Annotated in this window: 11 protein-coding genes; 3 read left to right on the top strand and 8 right to left on the bottom strand. The window is 58.6% G+C overall.

What is annotated here, in order from left to right:
• A complete protein-coding gene (locus E1J53_RS08460; RefSeq protein WP_154640164.1) occupies positions 1–2688 on the bottom strand; it encodes a DUF1553 domain-containing protein in 2688 nt (895 codons plus the stop codon).
• A gap of 69 nt (positions 2689–2757) precedes the next feature.
• On the opposite strand from E1J53_RS08460, the gene E1J53_RS08455 reads away from it, so the two are divergent.
• From E1J53_RS08455 to E1J53_RS08445, 3 genes are all read left to right on the top strand, one after another.
• Positions 2758–3225 carry a 3-oxoacyl-ACP synthase gene (locus E1J53_RS08455; RefSeq protein ID WP_134272501.1) on the top strand — a complete coding sequence of 156 codons (468 nt, stop codon included), beginning with the start codon at positions 2758–2760 and terminating at the stop codon, positions 3223–3225.
• Between the two features lie 62 nt (positions 3226–3287).
• Positions 3288–4175 carry a class I SAM-dependent methyltransferase gene (locus E1J53_RS08450; protein ID WP_253931188.1) on the top strand — a complete coding sequence of 296 codons (888 nt, stop codon included), beginning with the start codon at positions 3288–3290 and terminating at the stop codon, positions 4173–4175.
• A 142-nt stretch (positions 4176–4317) separates the two neighbouring features.
• A complete protein-coding gene (locus tag E1J53_RS08445; protein ID WP_134272500.1) occupies positions 4318–6279 on the top strand; it encodes an OmpA family protein in 1962 nt (653 codons plus the stop codon).
• Here E1J53_RS08445 and E1J53_RS08440 read toward each other — a convergent pair.
• The 7 genes from E1J53_RS08440 to E1J53_RS08410 form a co-directional block, all read right to left on the bottom strand.
• Entirely contained in the window at positions 6276–8774 is a 2499-nt protein-coding gene (locus tag E1J53_RS08440; protein WP_134272499.1) for a PKD domain-containing protein, read from the bottom strand. The two genes, E1J53_RS08445 and E1J53_RS08440, sit on opposite strands and share 4 nt — an antisense overlap.
• A 205-nt stretch (positions 8775–8979) precedes the next feature.
• On the bottom strand, positions 8980–10005 hold the full coding sequence (locus E1J53_RS08435; RefSeq protein WP_134272498.1) for a T9SS type A sorting domain-containing protein: 1026 nt from the start codon (positions 10003–10005) through the stop codon (positions 8980–8982).
• A gap of 228 nt (positions 10006–10233) precedes the next feature.
• Positions 10234–13527, bottom strand: coding sequence for a S8 family serine peptidase (locus tag E1J53_RS08430; RefSeq protein ID WP_134272497.1), 3294 nt, complete (start codon positions 13525–13527; stop codon positions 10234–10236).
• 231 nt (positions 13528–13758) lie between these two features.
• Positions 13759–14127, bottom strand: a complete 369-nt coding sequence (locus E1J53_RS08425) for a cupin domain-containing protein (protein ID WP_134272496.1) — start codon at positions 14125–14127, stop codon at positions 13759–13761.
• 57 nt (positions 14128–14184) lie between these two features.
• On the bottom strand, positions 14185–17544 hold the full coding sequence (locus E1J53_RS08420; protein ID WP_134272495.1) for a GEVED domain-containing protein: 3360 nt from the start codon (positions 17542–17544) through the stop codon (positions 14185–14187).
• 269 nt (positions 17545–17813) lie between these two features.
• Positions 17814–19247, bottom strand: coding sequence for a DUF1501 domain-containing protein (locus tag E1J53_RS08415; RefSeq protein WP_134272494.1), 1434 nt, complete (start codon positions 19245–19247; stop codon positions 17814–17816).
• A gap of 2 nt (positions 19248–19249) precedes the next feature.
• Positions 19250–22447 carry a DUF1553 domain-containing protein gene (locus E1J53_RS08410; protein ID WP_134272493.1) on the bottom strand — a complete coding sequence of 1066 codons (3198 nt, stop codon included), beginning with the start codon at positions 22445–22447 and terminating at the stop codon, positions 19250–19252.
• Positions 22448–22521: the final 74 nt, after the last annotated feature.

Here is a 22521-nt window from a genome sequence, read left to right as displayed (position 1 = left end):
CTAGGTTTTGCTTAGGTATTCGTCCAGGTTAAACACGGTATTCACCACTAAGGTCATGGCGGCAATTTCCGGGTTTAGCTGATTTTCCTGCCGCTGAAACTGCCCGCGGGCTTCCATAAAAAGGTCCAGCAATTGCTGCTGTTCCAGGGAACTTGCCTTGCGGAACAAGAGGCGTTGGAAAAGCCCGTCAATGCGGGCACGGGGATCATCGAATTCGGTCATGAGCTCCCGGGCCAGCAACGCGGCTCCCTCCTGAAAGATGGGATCATTCAGGGTGTGCAGGGCCTGCAGCGGGGTGTTGGTGGTCGTTCGCTGGGAGAGGCAGAATTCCCGGTTCGGACCGTCAAAGGTGGTGAGGCCGGGAAAGGGGACGGACCGCCGCAAGTAGGTGTACACCGACCTCCGGTACCGGTCTTCCCCCGTACTGGTCACCCAGCGCCGACCACTGTAGGGGATGGCGTCCCAGAGCCCATCGGGCTGGGGCGGCATCACACCGGGGCCGTACATTTTCCGACTGAGCAGACCCGACTGGGCGAGCATCTGGTCGCGGATTTGCTCTGCGCTGAGCCGGAGGCGAGGCCCCCGGGCCAGGTAGACGTTGTCGGGGTCCAGTGCGTAAAGCTCCGGATCAATGCTACTGCTTTGCTGGTAGGTAGCCGAAGAAACGATGTAGCGCAACAATGCCTTGAGGCTCCAGGCAAAGTCTTCACGAAACCTCACCGCCAGGTGATCCAGCAACTCAGGGTGGGAGGGTGGTGCCCCCTGACTGCCGAAGTCGGAGAGGGTCGCCACGATGCCCCGCCCAAAGAGCTGGGCCCAGATACGGTTAACGGTTACCCGGCTGGTCAGCGGGTTATTATCGCTGACCAACCAGTGGGCCAGGGCGAGGCGATCGGCAGTTTCTTCTTGGTCGAGGCCGCTAAACACTTTCGGGATTCCTGCCCTGACGGGCGGGCCGTGTACCAACCAATTGCCGCCCACAAAGAGATGGGTGGTCCGCCGCATCGCCGGCGGCGCTTCCACCATCACGGGGGTGCGTACGGAGTCGCGGGTATTCAGCAGTTGGACGATCATTTCCCGTACTTCCTCCGTAGCGGGGGCGTTGGCGTCGGGGAGTGGAGGTTGGTAATGGATTCCGTAAACGTCGGCGAGAATGGGACCCTCCTGGCCGGAGAAGGTCAGGAAAATTGGCCGGGTCCCGGGATTGGTGGTCAGGGGAATGACGTCGGTACGGGATTGCCACGACCGGTCGCTCAGGCGGAGACTTCCGATCACCGGTCCGTCCACCCGGTCGAGGTGCACGGTCAGGTCCGCCCCGGTTCTGGCCCGGTAGCTGAGGTGAAGGGCGGCTACTTCCGGAATGTCCGGGGTGGGCGGTTGAAACTGCGCTCCATTCCGCACGAAGAGGTAGTCTTCGTCGGCACGATCGGTGAAGACGGCGTTTTGGACGGAAGTAAAACTGTGGGGACGCCAACGGGGTTCCTGGAGGAGCAGACGGTCTCGCCATGCCTGCACCTGCGCGCCGTCGCCCGCAATGGCGATGTGGCCCAGGATGTTCTCCAGTTTTGCCTGATTGACCTTAGTGTGGGTGATCAGACTCGGGAACTCGGAAACGTGATCGTGGTCGAGGGTCTGGTTGAAAAAGTCATACGATCGGTAAAAGTCTTCGTGCTTAATGGGGTCGTAGGGATGGCTGTGGCACTGCACGCAGGACATCGTTGTGCCCTGCCAGACTTCCCAGGTCGTATTCACCCGATCAATGACGGCCGCCACCCGGTACTCCTCATTTTCCGTGCCGCCTTCTCCATTACTTAAAGTGTTGCGGTGAAAGGCAGTGGCAATCAGGTTGTTATCGTTGCTTTCGTTCAGTAAGTCTCCGGCAAGCTGTTCGATGGTAAACCGATCAAAGGGGAGGTCCTGGTTGAAGGCGTCGATGACCCAGTCGCGGTATTGCCAGATGCTGCGGTCCCGGTCCCGTTCGTAGCCGCGGCTGTCCGCGTAGCGCGCCAGATCGAGCCACATACTGGCCCAGCGTTCGCCGAAGGCAGTAGCGTTCAGCAGGCTATCCACCATCCTTTGGTAAGCCCCGGGGGTGTCGTCCTGCAAAAAATCCTCCATCAGGGCAGGGGAGGGCGGCAAGCCGGTCAGATCGAGGCTGAGCCGTCGTAACAGGACGCTCTTTTGGGCGCGGGGCGCGGGTGCCAAATCTTTCCCGACGAGCCGGCCGTAAACGTAATCGTCAATGAGGTTATGTCCGTGGGGAGCCCTTTCTTCCGGGGCGATCTCCCGGGGAGGTTGGTAGGCCCAGTGGGGCGCCCAGGCCGCCCCCTCCCAAATCCAGCGCTCAATCAGATCGGCTTCTTCGTTCGTCAGGGGAGCTTCCTCCAGGGGCATCCGCCATTCCGGATTGTCGTGGCGAATGCGCTTGAGCAACTCGCTCTGGCCGGGCTTACCGGGCACAATGGCAAACTTCCCGGAAGCCGTTTCCTTCAGGGCGTTTTCCCGGAATACCAGCCCGAAGCCGCCCGATTGCTTGACCCCGCCGTGGCAGGAAACGCAGCGCTCGTTGAAGATGGGCCGGATGTCTTCATTGAAGCTCACGGTCGGCTGATGCCCGCATCCTCCGAGCCAAAGTAGGCTAAGCCCCACAAGGAACAGCCTCCAACGCCTTACCCAGAACCTGATCATAAACTTTAAAGGTAGCATTTGGTAACGAGAAGCAGTAATGCCCTAAGTTTGGACGAAAATTACCCCCGTATGCCCTCAGTAGATGTCCCGGAGCTCAAGCGCCGTCTGTTCGCCGAATGTAAACGCCAACTCCGGGAGCGGACCGAAAAACTGGAGGACGCCCTGCGGAACATCGTGGAGTCCCGCGACGGAGAAACCAAGAGCAGTGCCGGTGACAAGTTCGAAACGGGCAGGGCCATGATGCAGCTGGAAGAAGCCAAGCTCCGGGGGCAGCTGGCCGAAGCCGGCGAAGCCTACGATCGTTTGCTGGCTATTGATCTGGCCACCCCGCGCCAAAGCGCGGGGGCGGGTGCCCTGGTGGGCACCAACCGGGGGAACTTTTTCATCGCCACCGGTATCGGAAAAGTAACGCTGGACGGCCGTCCCTTTTTCTGCACTTCGCCCGTGGCACCCATTGCGCGGGCCATGCTGGGAAAAGGCGTCGGGGAAGAACTCGTCTTTAACGGCGTGGAGTTTATCATCCTTGAGCTGGCCTGATCCTCTATGGGGTTTCCCCTTATGCCCCGGAATATTACCTTCGCGGATGAAATCTGGTCTTCATGAAACTCCACCACAATTCCTGCCCCCTGTGCGGATCAAGTGATCTTGCGTCCTCGATGACCGTCAAGGACCACAGCATTACCAAGGAGGTCTTTGAATTGTGGCGTTGCGGGAGGTGTGATTTCCTCTTTACCCAGGACCCCCCAAGTCCGGAATCTGCCGGTCGTTACTACCAGAGTGAAGACTACATCAGTCACAGCGACAACCAACGGGGGATTGTCAACCAGCTCTACCACCGGGCCCGGGACTTCATGCTGGCCCAAAAGTTTCGGCTGGTAGACCGACTGGCCACGGGGAAAAGACTCCTGGATTACGGCACCGGAACGGGCTACTTTACCGACTTTATGGTCCGGCAAGGGTACCAGGCGGAGGGCATTGAAATTGATGAGGGCGCGCGTCAGTATGGCATCCAGCGCTTCGGTATTTCCGTCCATGCCCCCCAATACCTCTTTGACGGGTACGAAAAGGACCACTTCGACGTGATTACCCTCTGGCATGTGCTGGAACACCTGTACGATCCTCAGCGGTATTTGCGGCGCTTCCACGAAATCCTGGATGACCGGGGCATCCTGATCGTAGCGGTCCCTAACCATACCAGTAAGGACGCCCAGGCCTACGGCGCTCATTGGGCGGCCTACGATGTTCCGCGTCACCTCTGGCATTTCTCCCCGACGACAATGGCCACCATCATGGAGCAAACGGGCTTCCGGATCACCGAACAGCGCCATATGCCGCTGGATCCCTTCTACGTTTCCATCATGAGCGAACGCTACGCTTCCGGAGGGGGACTGCTCAAGGGCGGCCTCCGCGGACTGCAATCATTTGCCACCAGTCTGAGCACGCCGGAGCGCGGTAGTTCGGTGATTTATGTGTGCGAGAAAAAGTAGGAGGAAGAAATCTTTCCTTCCCGAAGATTTTTAGCAACGGCTCGCGGACAAAATCCGTCGTTTATTGTGCAAATGCGGGCGCGCTAGCATCCAGCAGCAACAAAGCCCGTATTCACCCGTTTTTTGTCAAAGCCTACCCGTTATGCGCCAAGCTTACTTTTTGCTTTTTCTCCTGATTGCTTCTTGCACCTACACCGCCAAAATCACGGATGGCGCCACCGCCATTGACCGGAAACAGTATGACGTAGCGGTTCCCATGCTGCAGCGGGAATACAAACGGGCAAAAACGAGAACGGAGCGGGGGCAAATTGCCATGAATCTAGGGCTGGCGTTGCGGGAAACCGGTCGGGACGAAGATGCCCTGCAGTGGTTCCAGACGGCCTACGATAACAGCGTTGGTCCCGAGGCATTGCGCGAAAAAGCTGCGGCGCTCAAGCGCCTGGAGCGCTACGATGAAGCCATCCAAACCTACACTGATCTGGGCTTTGAAATTGGGTCCAAGTACGAATTCCGCAAAGACATCCGCGGCGCCGAACTGGCCCAGGAATGGGCCGAACGGGAACCCGCGTACACCGTAACTCCCAGCGATTTCAACAGCCGTCAGGCAGACTACGCCCCCGTGCTTCTGGGAGACCAGCTGGTCTTCACCAGCGACCGTCAGGCCAGCACGGGGGAGGAAACCTTCAACTGGACGGGTAGGGGATTCACCGATCTTTTCGTGACTTCTGCGGAGGGAACGAGCTCCGTGACCAGCTTCGACAGTGGCATCAATTCTGCCGACCATGAAGGAACGCCCACCTTCAGCGCCGACGGGAAAGAGATGATCTTTACGCGCTGTAGCCCTCCCGGGCAACGGGAGGATGCCTACTGTGCACTTTACGTCTCCGAGCGACTGGGCGAGGGCTGGTCACCGGCCCGGAAGCTGTCCTTCATCCGCCCCGGGTTCAACTACATGCACCCCGCGTTGAGCGCGGACGGCAAGCGGCTTTTCTTCAGCGCCAAGCTCGATGACGGCTGGGGGGGATACGATCTGTACGTCAGCGATCGCCTGGAGGATGGCAACTGGAAGGAGCCCTTTCTATTGAACCGATCAATCAATACCCAGGGTAACGAGCAATTTCCTTCCTTCGACGCCGATACCCTCTATTTCTCCAGTGACGGTCTGGAGGGCATGGGGGGACTCGATATTTACCGGACCTATCTCATGCCCAACGGCCGCTACAGCGCCCCGGAAAATCTCCGACCTCCGGTCAACAGCGGCTCCGATGATTTTGCCTACACCGTTGTGAGGCGTCAGGGCACGGGATTAGCTGCTACCGTAAAGGGGTACTTTAGCAGCGCCCGACCCGGTGGGTCCGGCAGCGACGATATCTATTCCTATGAAAAACGTACCCTTCCGCCGCCGCCTAAGGATACCACCCCAATCGCTTATCGCAACATCCTGGACGTTTACGTCGTAGAGAAAATTCTCGAAGACCCGACCAATCCCCGCAGTAGAGTACTGGGGCGGCGGCCGGTGCCCAACGCTACCATCATCGCCAGTATCGGGGACCAGAGCCGAACGGTAAACGCCAATGAGGAGGGTAAACTCAGCCTGGTCCTCGTTGACGACCAGCAATACAATTTCCGCGCCGAGCGCGAGGAGTACCTGGCCGCGGAAGGCGCTTTTTCCAGTACCGATCTACCCCAGGACCCACGGGCACCCGAACAACGGTACGAACTGGAGCTAGAACTGGAAAAGATCTTCCGGAACCAGGAAATCGTGCTCAACAATATTTACTACGATTTTGACCAGAGTTTCATCCGCGACGACGCCAAACCAACGCTAAACCGACTGGCCGAAACGCTGGAACGTAACCCCGATATCAGAATCGAAATGGGGTCCCACACGGATTGCCGCGGTCCCGACCCCTACAACCAACGCCTCAGCCAGCAACGGGCCCAGGCGGCGGTGGATTATCTCGTGCAGCAGGGGATCGATGTAACCCGACTGTCGGCACGCGGCTACGGGGAAACGGCCCCCATCGCCGAATGCATCTGTGAGCGGTGCTCGGAAGAGCAGCATCAGGAAAACCGGCGAACGACCTTCCGCATTCTGGACTAACGACTGACGGCAACCCGGATGGTGTAGTGCTGTTGTGCTACGCGCAGGCTCACTAAATAGATTCCGGGTGGCAGAGTACTCAGGTCTACCTGATCATTCGTCATGGGGACGGCCATTTGGCGTCCGGACATATCCCTCACCGCCAGCGGTACCCCTGGACCAACTAGATTAACCACGCCGGTGGTCGGATTTGGAAAAACCCTCACGCCCGACTGGCTGAGTTCGGTAACGTCACTCAGGAGACTAACGGTGACCGTTCGTTCCACCCGGCTGGAGCACCCACGGTAGGTGGCCGTCATGAACACGGTGTAGGTCCCCGTACTGTCGTACGTTACGGTGGGATTTTCCTCCTGACTAACGGTGCGGTTACCAAAATTCCACAAATACACCGTGGCCCCTTCACTGAGGTTGGTGAAGGAAACGGTGGCGGTGTCGACCGCAAAGGAAAAATCGGCCGTGGGCGTAGGGTCCACCCGGACGGTAATGGTGGCCAGGCTATCCGGTCCAACGGCACCGAGCAGCCGTAGGGTGATGACGTAATTACCGGAATCGGCGTAGGTGACCGTGGGGGTCGCCAGGCTGGAGGTGTCCGGGTTACCGCCGGGAAAGGACCACAAAACGCCCCGGTAGGTGCCAAGACTCAGGTCCGCCACGGTAAGGGTGTAGGGGGTGCAGCCGTAGCTTTCTTTGATGTCGGTAATGGCCTCGGCAAATTCCGGAATGATTATCGTGGTGTCAAGTACCGTCAGGCTACCGCATACTTCATTGATGAGGCTGACCCTGACCGGGTAGCCCCCCCCGGCGGCATAAGTGTGTGACCCGAAGGTGGCCGTGGTGTCAAGCGCGAAGCCATCCCCGAAATCGTAGGTAACGCTGGAATACCCCGTGGCTTCCTCCAGGTTTACCGAAATCGTGGCTCCGTTTCGTAAAACTTCCGCACGCTCCAGTCCGGGGGCCGCGACCACGGTAAAGACGGCGGTGTCTCCCGGAAACTCGGTTTCCCCGACAAAGAGGGTCTGTACCACGCGATAGGTCCCTTCCGCCCGGTCGGTAAAACTTACCCGAAGGTTGGGACCCAGGGGCTCAATGATCAGGGTAGAATCCGCTCCGAGTATTTCCCAGGTTACGGTATTTACGCCGGCGCTGGTGTTGAGTACCGTCAGTCGTTGATCGCTGCAAAGGGTGTCCGCCGACAGCTGGATGCCGGGGAAGGGAACGGGAATAATGATGGGTTGCAGGCTCCCGGGATCTCCGGTGCCGGCGGGCGCATCGGTTGGAGCACAAACGTCAGAGTTCAGCCGTAATCCCGGACCTCCGGCATCCAGGTGGAATTCGGCGTCCAGTTGATTGCCGCCGGAGCGAACGGCCAGGAGCACCCGACCGCCACTGCCTCCGCCTCCGGGACCAAAGCAGCGATCGGACATATTGGTGACGTCACCTCCCCGCCCGCCGGTGAGACTCATCGTGGCGGCACCGAAAATGCTGTCGGCCAACATCAGCAGGCTGCCTCCACCACCGCCACCACCGGCTCCGTCGCCATCCACGGAGGCGCCGGGCTGTCCGTCGGAAACGATGGCTCCGCCAGGACGGAATTCGATCACAGGGGCCCAGAGGACAATCAGGCCACCGCCATTGCCACCCCCTGCGGTGATCGTGTTGTTGGCGTGTCCCGCTCCGCCTCCGCCACCCAGGTAGATACGATCCTTGTCGGCGTTTAGTCCCAGACCGCCACGTCCCGGGAAGTTCCCGCGGCAGGAAAAATTAAGGAGGCCCTCCACGACGTTGATGCCGCCGGTTCCGCCCCGGGAAACGTTTGCACCTCCGCCTCCACCGGCGTTGTGGTCATTGCCTCCACCGCCGCCGTTGGCGGCGGGTGCCCTGCCGTTCGGGAAGCTAAGCAGGACTCCGGCAATGCCTTCCCCACGCCGGGAACTCCGCCAGTCCGTTCCGCTATACAGCTCCCCGCTGAAACTGTTGAGTCGGTTACAGTCACTGTCGGCCTCCTGCCCCTGACCACCCCGGAAGCCGGCGCCGGAGGCGATCAGGGAATCCCTTATGATTAGCCGCTCGTTGGCCGAAAGAAACAGCACGCCCCCCAATCGGCCATCATAGTTGTTGGCCGTGTGGGTAGCGTTGGTTTCCAGGGTGTCGCGGCCCGCGGAGATGATGGCCTGGGTCAGCGCGGGCTGGAAGCCTGGGGAGATTGGGTAATCAGAGAAAACGGTATCGCCGGAGACCCGCGTCACCTTGAGTAAGCCAAACAGTCCCGCACCCTGGTTTACTTCCACGGAACCGATGCTCCCGCCGGTGGTAGCGAGGGTGGCCCCCGTAGCCTGATAGAGCAGGAGGTGTTGCCCGGCTTTAACGGAGCCGATGTCGTTTAGCCGTACCCATCGTTCGGCGGAGGAAATCTCCCGCACTTCATGGTAGCTATTTTGACTCCGGAGAAAGAAATTCAGGCAAAGGCACAGGGTTAGCACGAAGGCTGCGCGCATGGTGTTTGTTTTTAGGATTCCCTAAAGATAACCACGAAAAAGTGGCTCGCCCCTGCCGGAACGAGCCACTCAGCGTAAGGTCAGTATTGGGGGCGGTATGCTGGCGTTTGGCCGGAGGCAGGTGCCGGCATCTCGGGTCTGGCCAGGGTTACTGGCTGATCACGGATGAGCGTTGCACCTGCGGAATCGCCCCAAATATTCTCCGTTACTGGATCATCAATTTAGCGGAGCCAATTTGTCCTACCTGGTTGCGGAAGGTCACGAAGTAGAGGCCGGGAGCGAGGTTGCCCCGCTCGATGTCTACGCCATTGCCGCGTACGTCGTGGTACTGGCGCACGACCTGGCCGGCCATGTTGCTCAGAAATACGTCGTGGCTGTTGCCTTCATCCTCGAAGCGAATGCTGGCTACGTTGGTCATGGGGTTGGGGTAGATGGACACGCCGCTCAGGGTGGAGAGGTCGTTTACGGAAACCAGGTCGGAAGTTTCGCAGCTGTCGTAGTTGAAGGCGAAGGTGACCTCCTTGGAACCATCGTTAGGAACTTCGAAGTTACGGTTGAAGCCGCCGTTACCATCGTCGGTGCCGCAGTCGGCCAGGCCTCCACCTTCGTTGTTACCCCAGTCGCTTCCCTGACCGAACTTGTAGGGGGAAGTGGCGCCGGGGAACAGGCGGTAGGTGCGCGTCCAGAGACCGTCACCGTCTTCGTCGGCAAGGGCACCGTCTCCGGGCGTCCAACCCTGAAATTCACCGGCCACGAAGGCACCACCGGCGGGATCAAACCCGTTGACGTCATTAACGTCAACGCCGAAGGTGACGGCTACCTTACCGTCAAAGGTGAGGCTGGATTCATCACAGCCATTGTAGACGACCTCAATGATTTGTGGGCTACCTGCTTCCACGGTGACGGTCCGGTTGAAGCCACCGTTGCCGTCGTCGACACCGCAGTCGCCGAGGCCACCGCCTTCGTTGTTGCCCCAGTCGGAGCCAATGCCGAATTTGTACAGGTAAGTACCCGGGGCGAGCATGTAGGTGCGGGCCCAGACGCCATTTCCGTTAGCGTCATCCAGGGCACCGTCGGCGGGGGTCCAGTTCTGGAATTCTCCGGCCACGAAGGCCGCTTCCACCGTTTCGCCGGCGTCGTTCATGTCTACGGCGAAGGTGACCTCCACCATTTGTGCCTGGACCCATCCGGCCAGTAACAGGAAAAAACAGAGCGTAAAAAGTTTTTGCATAGCGATTAAGTATTAGGTGTACAGATTGAAGTGCTTTTTGAAACTGTACGGGGTGAGTGTAAACCGAGTTAAAACTGTGTAAATATATTGTTGAGAAACGAAGTATGAAAAGCTGATTCGTTAAAAAACATAAATTTTGGAACGCTTGGAACATTATTTCTAATATCCAAAAAAGAAGCCCGCCCCCCAGGGTAGGGAGGCGGGCTGTTCAGGAGGTAATTCCAGAGCTTAGCGCCGGATTACCACCTTGTCGGTCAGGAGCTCTTCAGTAGTTTGAATACTGATCAGGTAAACACCCGCGGGGAAGTCGCTGACGTCGAGTTGTGCCTGGTCTACGTTACCAACTTTCCGGTAAAGGAGCTGGCGACCGTCGATGCTGGTCACGGTCACGCTTTCGATGGCTTCGTCGGCCCGGACCGTCACCAGGTCGGTGGCGGGGTTGGGGGAGATGCGGATATCGAACTCGCTTTCGTCCTCAATGTCGAAGGTCGTACGGGTGGGCAGCTGCTCAATGGTAACCGTCGTACCGTCACCGCCGATGTTGGCACCGCCGAGGGTGGTACCCGTCAGGGTCACCTGGTCGATGTAGATCTGGTCAGCATTGGCACTGGCATCACAGCGGAAGCGGAAGGTGGCGTTCGCCGAGAAGTTGTACTGGCTGCGGTCCAGGGTTACGGTGGAAGTGTAGAAACTTCCGTTGCTGAACTGACTGCCGCTGGCGTAGGTCGCTACCGTCTGCCAGCCGCTACCGTCGTTATACTGAAGCCAGAAGTCCTCGCCGTTCTCCATGCTGTTGGGGTAGAAGTAGAACTCCATATCTACGCTGGCGTAGTTGGTCAGGTTAACGGGGTCGGAGGTCATCGAGCTGGCCGTACCACTATTGTCGCGGATACGGATGGAGTACTGTCCTTCGTAGCTGCGGCTGCCGCGGTAGCGGTAACAATCTGAGCCACCGTCGTTCCAGTTGTCCCATCCCGTCTCGAAGAAGGAGGCGAAGATCGTCTCGGTCTGGCCACCACCACCGCTAGAGAGCGTGGTTGCCGTTACGGAAGCGGCACCGGATTCGTTGCCGGCGGCGTCCGTGGCCGTCACGGAGAAGGTGTAGGTCGTGGCTTCGGCCAGTCCCGTAATAGAGGCGGCCGTTCCGGTTACGGAGCCGAGCAGGGTGCTACCCTGGTAGACATTGTAGCCGGTTACGCCAACGTTATCGGAAGAGGCATTCCAGGTCAGGTCCAGGCTGCTGGTCGTGATGTTGGACGCGGCCAGGTTGGTGGGCGTGGTGGGCGGAGAAGAGTCTCCGGCCGTCAGGGTGGTCGCCGTTACGGAAGCGGCACCGGATTCGTTACCGGCATCATCCGTAGCCGTCACGGAGAAGGTGTAGGTCGTGCCTTCGGCCAGGCCCGTGATCGTAGCGGAGGTTCCGGTTACGGTTCCGAGCAGGGTGCTACCCTGGTAGACATTGTAGCCGGTAACGCCAACGTTGTCGGAAGAAGCATTCCAGGAAAGGTCCATGGAGCTCGTCGTGATGTTGGAGGCCGTCAGGTTGGTGGGCGTGGTGGGGGCTTCGGTGTCTGCTCCACCACCGCCGACACAGAATGCGGTCGCTTCGGAGGAAGCGAAAGCGCCACCACTGGCGAGCACCGTACCTCCGTCGGTGAGGGAGTAAGATCCGTTACCGTAGGAACAGCAGATACCGTCGCCGTAGCTGTCGTTGATGGTGAAGGTGTAGCAACCGTCGGCCAGACAGATGTCTTCCGTGTAGGTGCTACCGTCGGCCAGGAAGCCGTAGGTTCCGCCGCTGGCCACGATGCCACCGCCGTCGGCGGTGATGGTCCAGCTGGTTTCTTCGGGGTAGTTGTCCAGTACGATGGTCAGCGTGACTTCCGTACCGTTACAGGTAACGGGAGGACAAGCGGGACAGTTAGCACCACCACAGTCGATGCCAGTTTCGTCACCGTTCTGGATGCCGTCGTCACAGGTGGGGCCACCGCCGCCACCGCTGAGCTGCTGCAGGGCACCCAGGGCGTTGATCCGACCGTTGGCGTACTCGGCGTCAACACCGGCGGGACCCATGTCGATGGCCGTGCTGTAGAGCAGGTTCTTCAGGGCCGTCGTGGTCAGGCTGGGGTCGTAGCCCAGTACAAGGGCGGCAACACCCGCTGCGGTAGGACAGGCAGAAGAAGTACCACCGAAGCTGCTGGTGTAGTTACCGCTGGTGTAACCCGGGCTTCCCATGCGGTCCGTGGTACGTACGCCGGCACCGGGGCCACCGACGTTGTTGGAGGGAGCCATGATGTCGAGGTCGGAACCGTAGTTGGAGTAGGCCGAACGAATACCCGTGTTGGCAAAGGCCCCTACGGCTACTGCATTCTGGTCATTGGCGGGGAAGTCGACGCAGTCTTTGTAGCCGTTACCGGAAGCAAAGATGACGATACTACCCAGACCGCCACGGCCGTTGGCGTCAGCATCAGCGATGGCGTTACGGATGTTGGAAAAGCTGGCCGTACAGCTGGTGTATCCCCAGCTGTTGCTCAGTACGTCGGCGCCGTTGTTCTTGGCCCAGCTGATACCGTCGGCGATATCCTGGGTGGATTCACCACCGAAAAAGATGTTTACGGACAGCATTTTGACCAGTGGTGCAACACCACGAACACCGAGGTTGTTATGGCTGGCCGCAATACTACCCGCACAGGCTACGCCGTGGTTACTGCCGCTGATGGCGTCACCATTGCCGTTATTGGCCGGCGTGAAACCGCCAATGTAGCGGCTGGCTCCGGTACCGTCGTTAAAGTCTTCGTGATCTTCCAGACCGTCATCGATTACGGCAACGGTGATGGAGCTGGAACCCAAACTGATGTTCCAGGCTTCCAATGCATTACAGTCGGCGTCTGGCTGACCGGCAACACCGTCAATGGTCTGGCCGGTATTGTTCATCTGGAACTGCTGATTAAAGAGCGGATCGTTGATCTGGTAGCGCTCAATGGGCGCGTAGAAATCAGGATGCGCAAAGGCCGTAATGCCACTCTCGTAGAGTTTGTTGGACAGGGCGAAGGCGTCGTCGAGCTGTGCAAGCTCGATGCGGAAGATACCGTTCTTGTCCGTGATGGCCTTTACCCCGTATTGGTTTACCAGGTCCATCATGGCGCCAACGTCTTCCTTACGGTTGAGTTGAACCACGATTTTACGGGTGGGGTAAATGGTGAAACCATCCTCGTACTGGAATCCGGGGCTCACCTGGATTTCGTCGGTGTCGAATCCGAGCGTTGCCGCTACCTGATCGGCAGAAAGCGGACGAACGGACTCGAAAACGGCGTAGTTTTTGTGCGCAAAACTTTCGTATTGCTTCACGTTGTCGAGTCTCACCTGGTCTAACGAAACACCCTCGTTAGCCGTGACGATGAACTGGTAATCTGAAGCGGTAACCGAAATTTTTCCTTCCGTACTCCAGTAGTAGGTAGCTTGGGCTTGGACAAAAGAAAGCCCGAGGAGGCACAATGCTCCTAAGAGAAAAAGTCTTTTCATGAATGCGTGTTAGTTGGTTGTGAGAAACGCCGATATGCACTAGTCTCGTGAATGATTATTTGGACATACCGCTTTAAAGCTGCGCTAAAGCTATGTAAAAAATCAGTAACGTGAACAATTCGCCCAAAAAAAACCAAAATTCAGAATATTGTATGGTCTGTGGCGGCACATTTGGTAATCATCCCAACATCCTTTTGGGATTTTTCTCCAAAATATCGCGTTTACTTAGTGTTATTTCTCCCCTAAGTCGGTGTAGGATTCGGGGGTGAAGCGGGGGCTACAGATGGCCAGAAAGACTAAATCAGTGGCTTCCGTATTGCTGATTTGTTGGGGAGTTCCGGGCGAAATGTATGCCGCCTGACCCTGGCCAAGGGTATACTCCTGATCACCGACCCGGGCGACTCCCCGACCTTCCAGAACGTAATAGACCTCGGTGCGGGCAACGGCGTGGAGCACCGTGGTGACGCCCGGCTCCACCCGGGCCCGGGCAAGGGAGATGGCCGGAGCCTCCGGGTGGTTGATGACCTCCAGGATGTGACACCTTTCTTTGAAATAGTATTCCTGGTCCTCCGAAGGACCGTAGAAGGGATGTTGCCACATGGTACAATACTTTTTAAAAAATTAAATGAGGACCTCAACCAACACCTGGTGTTTGGTTTACTGCTTGATGAGCGTCAACGTCTCCGTCTCCCGTGAGTGTTTCACTTTGAGGAGGTACATCCCCGGTGGTAAATCGTCCAGGGGAATCCTGGTGCTCCCCGGCTGGGAATCAGTAACCCGCTGGGTACGTAGCATTTTACCGTTTACTTCCCAAAGTTGCCAGGTGAAGGGACCAGCATCCTTCCGCCAGTTAAGCGTGCAAAAATCGTTGGCGGGATTTGGGGTAAGGTAAAAGGACGCTTTCGCATGGGATGGAAACAACACTCGTTTTACCTCCGTCAGGCTACTGCTTCCGTCGTGTTCCATCGCCCGAACCCGATAATAGTAACCGGAAGCCTGAATATTTTCGTCGACGTATACGTAGCTGCCTTCTTCGGAAAGGTTCCGCGCGGTTACCTGGGCAATTTGATCAAAGGCGATGCCGTCCACGGACCGCTCCACCTCAAACTTGTCCAGGCCTTCTTCCTGCGAGGTAGTCCAGCGGAGCCGAGCCGATTTTTCGGATTGCCGTTCGGCCGAAAAACCTACCCATTCTAGGGGTAGTCCGGTACAGGCAGTATTGGTACTTCCTTCGCCACAGAGCATCCAGACGGTATAGTCCTCCACTTCCCCGAACGCATCCCCGCAGGGCGTGTCGAAGGTGGTCGAGTACACGACCCTGACCCGCAAGGTGGTCGCACCGAGGTCAGCATCCACGGGCACCGTTACGGTGCCGGAACTGATCCTCGTTCCGGAATCTGGCACCGACATGGGAATAGACTCCTCGGTGGAAAACTGCCCGTCCCGATTATAATCTATCCAGGCGAGTACGCGGTCGGGGGAGAAAACGGCCGCAAGTCTGACTTCAATGGGGTAGCCACGGCCCTGTTCCAGTTCCGTGGATATGGATCGGAAATCACTGTAGGCGGTTTGTCCCGAACTGTTCTGAATGGTGTGGAGATTCACCAGGTTAATGTAGTCACTACCGGTTCCCGGACTGCCCGCGGCCGCGCAGTATTCCAGATTGGCCATCCCGCCTTCACAGGCACAATTGGTGGTAAACCTTTCCCCGGAAGAGTAGGGATCTCCATCCTCGCATGGCGTCCCGATCAGGCCGTCGTCAAATCCCGGGCAGGCGTCGAAGAGATCGCAAACGCCGTCATTATCTCCGTCGGCCGAACTGGCCGAACAAGTCTGAATATCAATGGGTGCTTCCAGGACACCGCGACCGTGGGTGCCGATCCGGATCAGCTGGGCGGATACCTGAATCTCAATGTCCTCCACCCGGGTGCTGGGCAACTGGCCGTACTGCAGCCAGTCCGGGTTGTTATCGTCCCGGTAAAAGACCCCATAGTCGTTGCCGACAAAGATGCCGTGATTGCTTCCCGGCAGCAGTTCCAGTGCTCCCGTAGAAACGTTGGCCAGGCTACCACTGATGTTCTCCCAGTTGTCGCCGGCATCAGCGGAGCGGAATACTTTCTGGCCACTGCTGTACCCCGGCACGGTAACGTAAATGAGCTGATCGTTGTTAAAGTCCACCTCGAGGTCCGATACGGGACCCGGCAGACTTTTACTGCTCCAGGTCAGGGTATTGGGGTCGCGCACGTACAGGGTTCCTCCCCGCGTGGCGTAAATCCTTTCGGGAGCCGACGGCGCGATGGCTAGCTCGTTGAGGTCGCCGCCATTAGCGAGGGAACCACTGATGTCAGTCCAGGAATTACCCCGGTCGTTGGACGCATACACCCGGTCGTACCCAACGATGAGCCGCGAAGGGTTTGAGGGGTCCAGTTTAAAGGGCGTCTCCCAGGCGCCGTTTCCGTCCTGTCCCGGAGGAGCGATGCCCCGGTTGAACCCGTTTTCCCAGCGGCGCATCGCCCCGTACTGGTAGGACCAGTAGCGGACGTTAGCGTCCGTAGGGTCGATATCCTGATTCATCCCGTCGCCCGTGCGGGCGTGCTGCATCCAGCTGCCGTTGCTTCCCCGGAACACGTTCCCGTTATCCTGGGAGCCGCCGCTCAGCACCGCCGGGTCATTCTGGGCCACGGCGATGTCGTAAAACTGGGTAATGGCCAGCCCGTTACTCAGGTTCTCGAACTGACCCTGGGCAATCAGGTAGCGGTACACCCCGCCGTCATTGGTGTAGTACACCGCGTTCGGTTCGAGGGGGTTGAAGAACATGTTGCGCTGATCAACGTGGATGTCGGGCAGGCCATTGTTGCCCAGCCACTGGCTGGTGGCACTGAAGGTGTTCCCCCCGTCATCCGATCGGTGCGTTTCGAAGTTGCCGGACAATAAGATGTCATCGTCAGTGGGCGCAAACAAGACTACCTGGTTGCTCTCGGGTAGGGGTGTTCCGTTATCGAAGGTCAGTCCACCGTCGTAGCTGCGGTAAAGGGTTTCGTTGTTTCGAACGAACACTTTATCACCGTCAGTAGGGCTAAGGATGATGTAGACGTTACCATTACCAAAGTCGTGTAGGGTAGAAAAGCTATTTCCTCCGTTGGTGCTTCTGCGTAGTTGCCCATTGGAGGTCCCCTGAAAGACTACGTTAGCATCGTCCGTTTTATACCGGACCGAAAAGGTGTTGCTGTTGCTGACGCTGGTGACGGAACTGAAACCATCGGTGGTTTTATAGAGCCCCGCCTGGGTGCCCACCAGAATGGTTTTGGGGGCGCTGGGGTGCTGCTCCATCCAATAAATTCTCCGGTCACTGGTGAAGTCGAAGGAAAGAGCGGTCGGCTCCCAGTTTTGTCCGTCGTCGTTGGTTTTATAGACGCCAATGCTGGGCGGTCCGTACCATACGTGGTCACTCACGGCCACGTAGAGCGTATTCCCGTCAAGCACCAGGGCACTGACGGCCAGGAAGGGAAGGTTGTCACCGATCGGGACGTAGCTCTGCCCGCCATCTGTGGTTTTCCAGACGCCCCCGATGGCGGCTCCCACGTAGAATATATTGGGGTTGGAGGGGTGAAAAACCATGGAAGTGGTGCGCCCCAGGCCGATCTGTGAGATGATGTAATCTTCGTAGGAAATGTTAGTCCACGGAACGTTGGCGTAGGGGTTGCTGTTTTTTCGCTCGTTGCGCTTCACCCGTTTTCTGCCGTAGGCGGAAATATCGCCCAGCGTTCCGTCCGGATTCAGCCGGTCCTGCCAGAATTTTCGCCAGCGCATGAATTTGACGAATTCGCCGTCCCGGTTAACCCCCAGACCGAGTTCATTAAAGGGCGTGTTTTTGTGTTTTTGCCGGAAATAGGCCTCTCCACGTTCCACCAGGGAGTTGAAGTCATTTGAAGACCGCAGAATCTCGGCCAGGCTGGATTGGGCGGTAAGAAAACCGGGCAATAGCAGGAGTAGGAATAAGGTCGTGAGCGATCGCATGAGAAATATTAAAAACGATCAAATATAAACCAACGGTACTAAACTATTCGCCAGCAACACCCGCACCCCATCTACGGAGACGACCTTATGTACACGAAGGGAAGGGAGACGACCTTTTGGGCGCAAGCGCAGGTGCCCAGCTTTGGGTTGTGGCCGTGAAATTGGGAACTGAAACCGTCATCCTCTCCGGAGCAACCAGACCACCTTGCCGGTACCCGAATCAACTTTGCACCCGCACGCGTTGCCCAAAACTTTATTCCCTCCAGATGCTACGCCAGTAAGTCCCTGACCACGTGCCCATGCACGTCCGTGAGTCGAAAGCGGCGGCCCTGGTGTTTAAAGGTCAGGGCTTCGTGATCGATGCCCAGTAAATGCAGTACGGTGGCCTGGAAATCGTGTACGTGAACGGGATTTTCCAGGATGTTGTAGCTGAAGTCATCCGTCTTGCCGTACACCAGACCAGGTTTAACGCCACCGCCGGCCATCCACATGGTGAAGCATTTTGGGTGATGATCCCTACCGTAATTGTCCACGGTGAGCTTGCCCTGACTGTAGGCCGTCCGGCCAAATTCTCCGCCCCAGATGACGAGGGTGTCCTCCAGCAGGCCACGTTGTTTAAGGTCCTTGATGAGGGCGGCACTGGCCTGGTCGGTGTCCCGGGCCTGATTAGTGACTACACCCGGTGCGTTGCCGTGGGCGTCCCACCCACGGTGGTACAACTGGATGAAACGAACGTCCTTTTCCGCCAGCCTTCGGGCCAGCAAACAGTTGGCCGCGTAGGTGCCGGGTTTCCGGCTATCGGGGCCGTACATTTCGTAGATGTAGTCCGGCTCATCGTCCGTTTCCATCAGGTCCGGGACGCTCGTCTGCATCCGGTAGGCCATTTCGTACTGGGCGATCCGGGCGTCAATTTCGGGGTCCTTACTGGCTTCTCGCTGAAGTTCCTGCAGCTCCCGTAGTTTGTCCAGTTGGTTGCGGCGGGCGGCGGCCGTGATGCCGGCGGGGTTGTTCAGGTACAGTACGGGATCTACCCCCGCGCGGAACTGAACGCCCTGGTGCTGGCTGGGCAGAAAGGCCGCTCCCCAGGATCGCGGATAAAGGGGCTGAGCCCCGCCATTGCTGCCGCGACTGAGCAGCACGACAAAGGCGGGCAGGTTCTCGTTCATCGATCCCAGTCCGTAACTGGCCCAGGCCCCCATACTCGGGCGACCGGGGAATTGCGAGCCGGTTTGTAAAAACATTACCGCCGGGTCGTGATTGATCGCATCGGTCTGCATGCTCTGAATCCAGCACAATTCATCCGCCACCTGCGCCAGGTAGGGCACCCGGTCCGATAGCCATTTTCCCGACTGACCGTACTGCTTAAAGTCGAATACGGATCCGGCCAGGGGAAGTGCCCCCTGCCCGGCCGTCATCCCGGTAAGCCGTTGCCCCTGCCGCACGCTGGCGGGTAACTCCTCGCCGTGCATTTTCCGCAGCATGGGTTTGTAGTCAAATAGATCCTGCTGACTCGGCCCCCCGGACTGAAACAGGTAAATGATCCGCTTGGCCCGGGGAACGATGAAGGGACCTCCGGAGAGAAGGGAATTCCCGGCCTTTAACGGGTTCATGAGGGCGGACAAACTCATGGCCCCCAAACCCATACCCAGTTTGTTCAGGAAATCCCGGCGGCTGTGAATTTTCTCGTAGTGATGGCAGTCCATACTTATCGTTTTACGTAGGCTTCATCGAAGCTGAAGAGCATATTGCTCACGCTGGTCAGGGCGGCAGTCGTACTGCGGTCAAGTTCTTCCGGGACGGGATATTCTCCGACGAGCAGCAAGCTATCCGCCAGCGCGGGATGCTCGGCGTAACGGGCTAACTCTTCTACGTACAGCCGCTTCAGGATTTCCGTTTCCTCCGGTGCCGGCCGCCGGCCGGCCACCAGCCGAAAGGCGTGGGCGAGTTGCTGATCCGGACCGCTTTTCTCGTGTTGTACCCGTTGGGCCAGTACCCGGGCCGCTTCCACAAATTGCGGGTCATTGAGCAAGTTCAGGGCCTGTAAGGGCGTGTTGGTCGTGGAGCGTTTCACCGTACACACGTCCCTCCCGCTAGCATCAAAGTTGATCAGAAAGGGTGGGGGCGCCGTCCGCTTGATGAAGGTATACATACTGCGGCGATACAGTTTATTCCCCGTGTCTGCTTCGTAGGTAAGCAACATCCTGGAGAAGTTATTGGACTGAATCCACAGTCCGGCGGGTTGGTAGGGTTTTACGCTCGGTCCACCCACTTCCCGATGCAGTAGCCCCGCGGCGGCCAGGGCATTGTCCCGGATGATTTCGGCCGGCAATCGCACCGAAGGCCCCCGGGCGAGGAGCACGTTTTCGGGGTCCGCTTCGCGTTGCTCCCGCTCAGCGTGACTTTCCCGCCGGTAGGTATCTGAGAGTACCATCATCCGGAGCAAATCCCGGACGTTCCACCCATTATCCCGGAACTGAACCGCCAGGTAGTCCAGCAAATGAGGGTGAGAGGGCAGGGCCCCCTGGCTGCCAAAATCGTGGGGTGTCTTCACGATTCCCTGGCCGAAAATCAGCTGCCAGTATCGGTTCACCGCCACCCGGGCGGTCAGTGGGTTTCGGTCGTCAAAAATCCAGCGGGCCAGACCGAGCCGGTTGGGGGGCAAGTCCTCCGAATAGGGAAGGATACTGGCCGGGGTTTGCGGCTGCACGGGCTCCAGCGGCGCATCGTAGGCCCCGCGATCCAGGACGAAAGTGGTCCGGGGGCGGTTCATGTCCTCACTGATCATCAGTCGTGGCGTGCTGTCCAGCAGCGCCAGGCGTTCGCCCTGGATTTTCCGGAATTTTTCCATCGTTTCCCGGTATCGGGGAGCGGTCCGGAGCAGGTGCTCCGTGGCCACGTCCCGGGAGATTGGGGGCGGGGCATTCACCTGTTGGGCCATTTCCAGTTGGGTAAGCGGACGCTTGAAGATCCGCAGATCGTCCATCTGTCCGAGGAAGATGCCATTTTCGCCGGTAAAGGCGCGATAGGCCTGACCAAGTCGCGTTTTGCGGGAGCTGACGTTGCGCCAGGCTTCGTGATTGACGGGATAGATCGCTCCGCGAAGGTTGTCCACCAGCGTCTCCTGTTCCACGGCCCTGCCGTTGAGGTACAGTTGTACCCCGATGGCCTCTCCGGAGCCGTCGTAGGTAAAGCCCACCTGGGTCCAGGTATTGACCTTGATGCTGTCCCGCGAAACCACGTGCAGGAGGTCGTCCGGCATCGTCCGGATGAGGCGAAGGTGCAGGTAGTTCTCGTCGTCGAGGTACCATTCCGTGCCCTGCCAGGCCTCATTTTTGCCACCGGCATTACCCAGCAAGGTTTGCATCAGGCTGCTGTCACGTTTGGTGGTCCGGATCATGAGGCTCACCGACAGGGGATCATGAGACTGGATGCCCGCGATCCCTTCATCGAGGTAAATATCGTCATAGGGGTGATCAAACTGGGCCACCCGGCCCCGGCCCGGTACGGTGGGGAAGGTAGTCTCTTCGGTGGCCCAGGCGTGGCGGTCAATGCGATGGCCCTGTCCATCCGAAGCGATCCGATCAAAGGTAAACGTATGGTCTGCCCGGACTGGCTGCGGGCCGGCGTTACGTAGAAACGCTTCCAGCTCCTGGTCGGATACGGTGACCGATCCTTTGTCCTGCCGCAGGATGCCCAATTGCTGTTCGTACGCCGCCAGGATATTGTCCTGCACCTCGTCGGTAAGGAGCAGGTAGGGGCCGAAATTCCCGTCATCACCGGTCATGCCCAGTTCGCGGAAGTTGTTGAAGAAAGCGGAGAAGCCGTAGTATTCCTTCTGGGAAATGGGGTCGAATTTGTGGTCGTGGCAGCGGCTGCAGTCCATCGTCAGGCCCAACATACCGGTGGCCACCGTATTGACGCGATCGGCGACGTAACCCAGGCGAAACTCTTCGGCGATCACGCCGCCCTCGGCCGTCATGGGGTGCATACGGTTGAAGGCGGAAGCCACCAGGCTTCCCCGACTGGGTTCCGGCAGGAGGTCGCCGGCGATTTGCTGGGTAATGAATTGATCGTAGGGCAGGTTACGCTGGAAAGCCTCAATTACCCAGTCACGGTACGGCCAGGCCATCCGCCATCCGTCGGCGTGCAGTCCGTGGCTGTCGGCGTAGCGCGCTACATCCAGCCAGTCCATGGCGAGGCGCTCAGCGTGGGCTTCGGAGGTCAGTAGTTCTTCCACGAGTTGCCGGTAGGCCGCGTCACTGGGTTCCGCCAGCCACCGGTCCATCACTTCCGGACTGGGGGGAAGACCGGTCAGGTCAAGGTACACCCGGCGGAGGAGACGTTCAGGGTCCGCCCGGGGGTTGGCCGTAAGTCCTTCCTGCCGGAGCCGCTCATTGATGAAGTGATCCAGGGCGTTTTCGGCCGGATAACCCGCCGGATTGTCGGGCACTTCGTGAGCTTCGATGGGTAGGAACGCCCAGTGGTCCTTCCAGATCGCACCCTGCTCAATCCACCGGTTAACCAGGGCAATTTCCCGGGCCGTCAGGCTCATCTTGCTCTCCGGGGGAGGCATGACCGTTTCGGGGTCGGTACTGACCATGCGGGCCAGCGCAACGCTCTTTCCGGGACGTCCGGAAACGAAGGCATGCCCCGCTCCGGAGGCCAGGCTGGCAAAGGCACCTTCTTCCGTATCCAGCCGCAGGGAAGCCGTACGCGCCTCGGCGTCGGGACCGTGGCAACTCCAGCAGCGGTCACTCAGAATAGGGCGGATGTGCTGGTTGAAGTCGACGGTTTCCGGAATGTGGTCCTCCATGGCCAGGACGGCCGGTGGGAGGTCCGATCCGCAGGAGGAAAAGATCAGCGGAAGGAGGCAGAGCAATAAACAGGGAGTCCGTAATCGCATCGGAAATTGGGCTTGACGTTTGGGTTCTCACCGTAATTTAGGACGTAAACACGGGGGGACTACGCTTACAATCC

Origin of the sequence: Lewinella sp. W8 (assembly GCF_004375085.3) — a bacterium.
Taxonomy (GTDB): domain Bacteria; phylum Bacteroidota; class Bacteroidia; order Chitinophagales; family Saprospiraceae; genus Neolewinella.
This window is presented reverse-complemented; position numbering and strand designations above follow the sequence as displayed.

Excerpts from the sequence above, each read along its gene's own strand:
- E1J53_RS08435 (WP_134272498.1), bottom strand. The coding sequence starts at position 10,005 with ATGCAAAAACTTTTTACGCTCTGTTTTTTCCTGTTACTGGCCGGATGG.
- E1J53_RS08440 (WP_134272499.1), bottom strand. The coding sequence starts at position 8,774 with ATGCGCGCAGCCTTCGTGCTAACCCTGTGCCTTTGCCTGAATTTCTTT.
- E1J53_RS08445 (WP_134272500.1), top strand. The coding sequence starts at position 4,318 with ATGCGCCAAGCTTACTTTTTGCTTTTTCTCCTGATTGCTTCTTGCACC.
- E1J53_RS08455 (WP_134272501.1), top strand. The coding sequence starts at position 2,758 with ATGCCCTCAGTAGATGTCCCGGAGCTCAAGCGCCGTCTGTTCGCCGAA.
- E1J53_RS08460 (WP_154640164.1), bottom strand. The coding sequence starts at position 2,688 with ATGATCAGGTTCTGGGTAAGGCGTTGGAGGCTGTTCCTTGTGGGGCTT.
- E1J53_RS08415 (WP_134272494.1), bottom strand. The coding sequence starts at position 19,247 with ATGGACTGCCATCACTACGAGAAAATTCACAGCCGCCGGGATTTCCTG.
- E1J53_RS08425 (WP_134272496.1), bottom strand. The coding sequence starts at position 14,127 with ATGTGGCAACATCCCTTCTACGGTCCTTCGGAGGACCAGGAATACTAT.
- E1J53_RS08410 (WP_134272493.1), bottom strand. The coding sequence starts at position 22,447 with ATGCGATTACGGACTCCCTGTTTATTGCTCTGCCTCCTTCCGCTGATC.
- E1J53_RS08420 (WP_134272495.1), bottom strand. The coding sequence starts at position 17,544 with ATGCGATCGCTCACGACCTTATTCCTACTCCTGCTATTGCCCGGTTTT.
- E1J53_RS08450 (WP_253931188.1), top strand. The coding sequence starts at position 3,288 with ATGAAACTCCACCACAATTCCTGCCCCCTGTGCGGATCAAGTGATCTT.
- E1J53_RS08430 (WP_134272497.1), bottom strand. The coding sequence starts at position 13,527 with ATGAAAAGACTTTTTCTCTTAGGAGCATTGTGCCTCCTCGGGCTTTCT.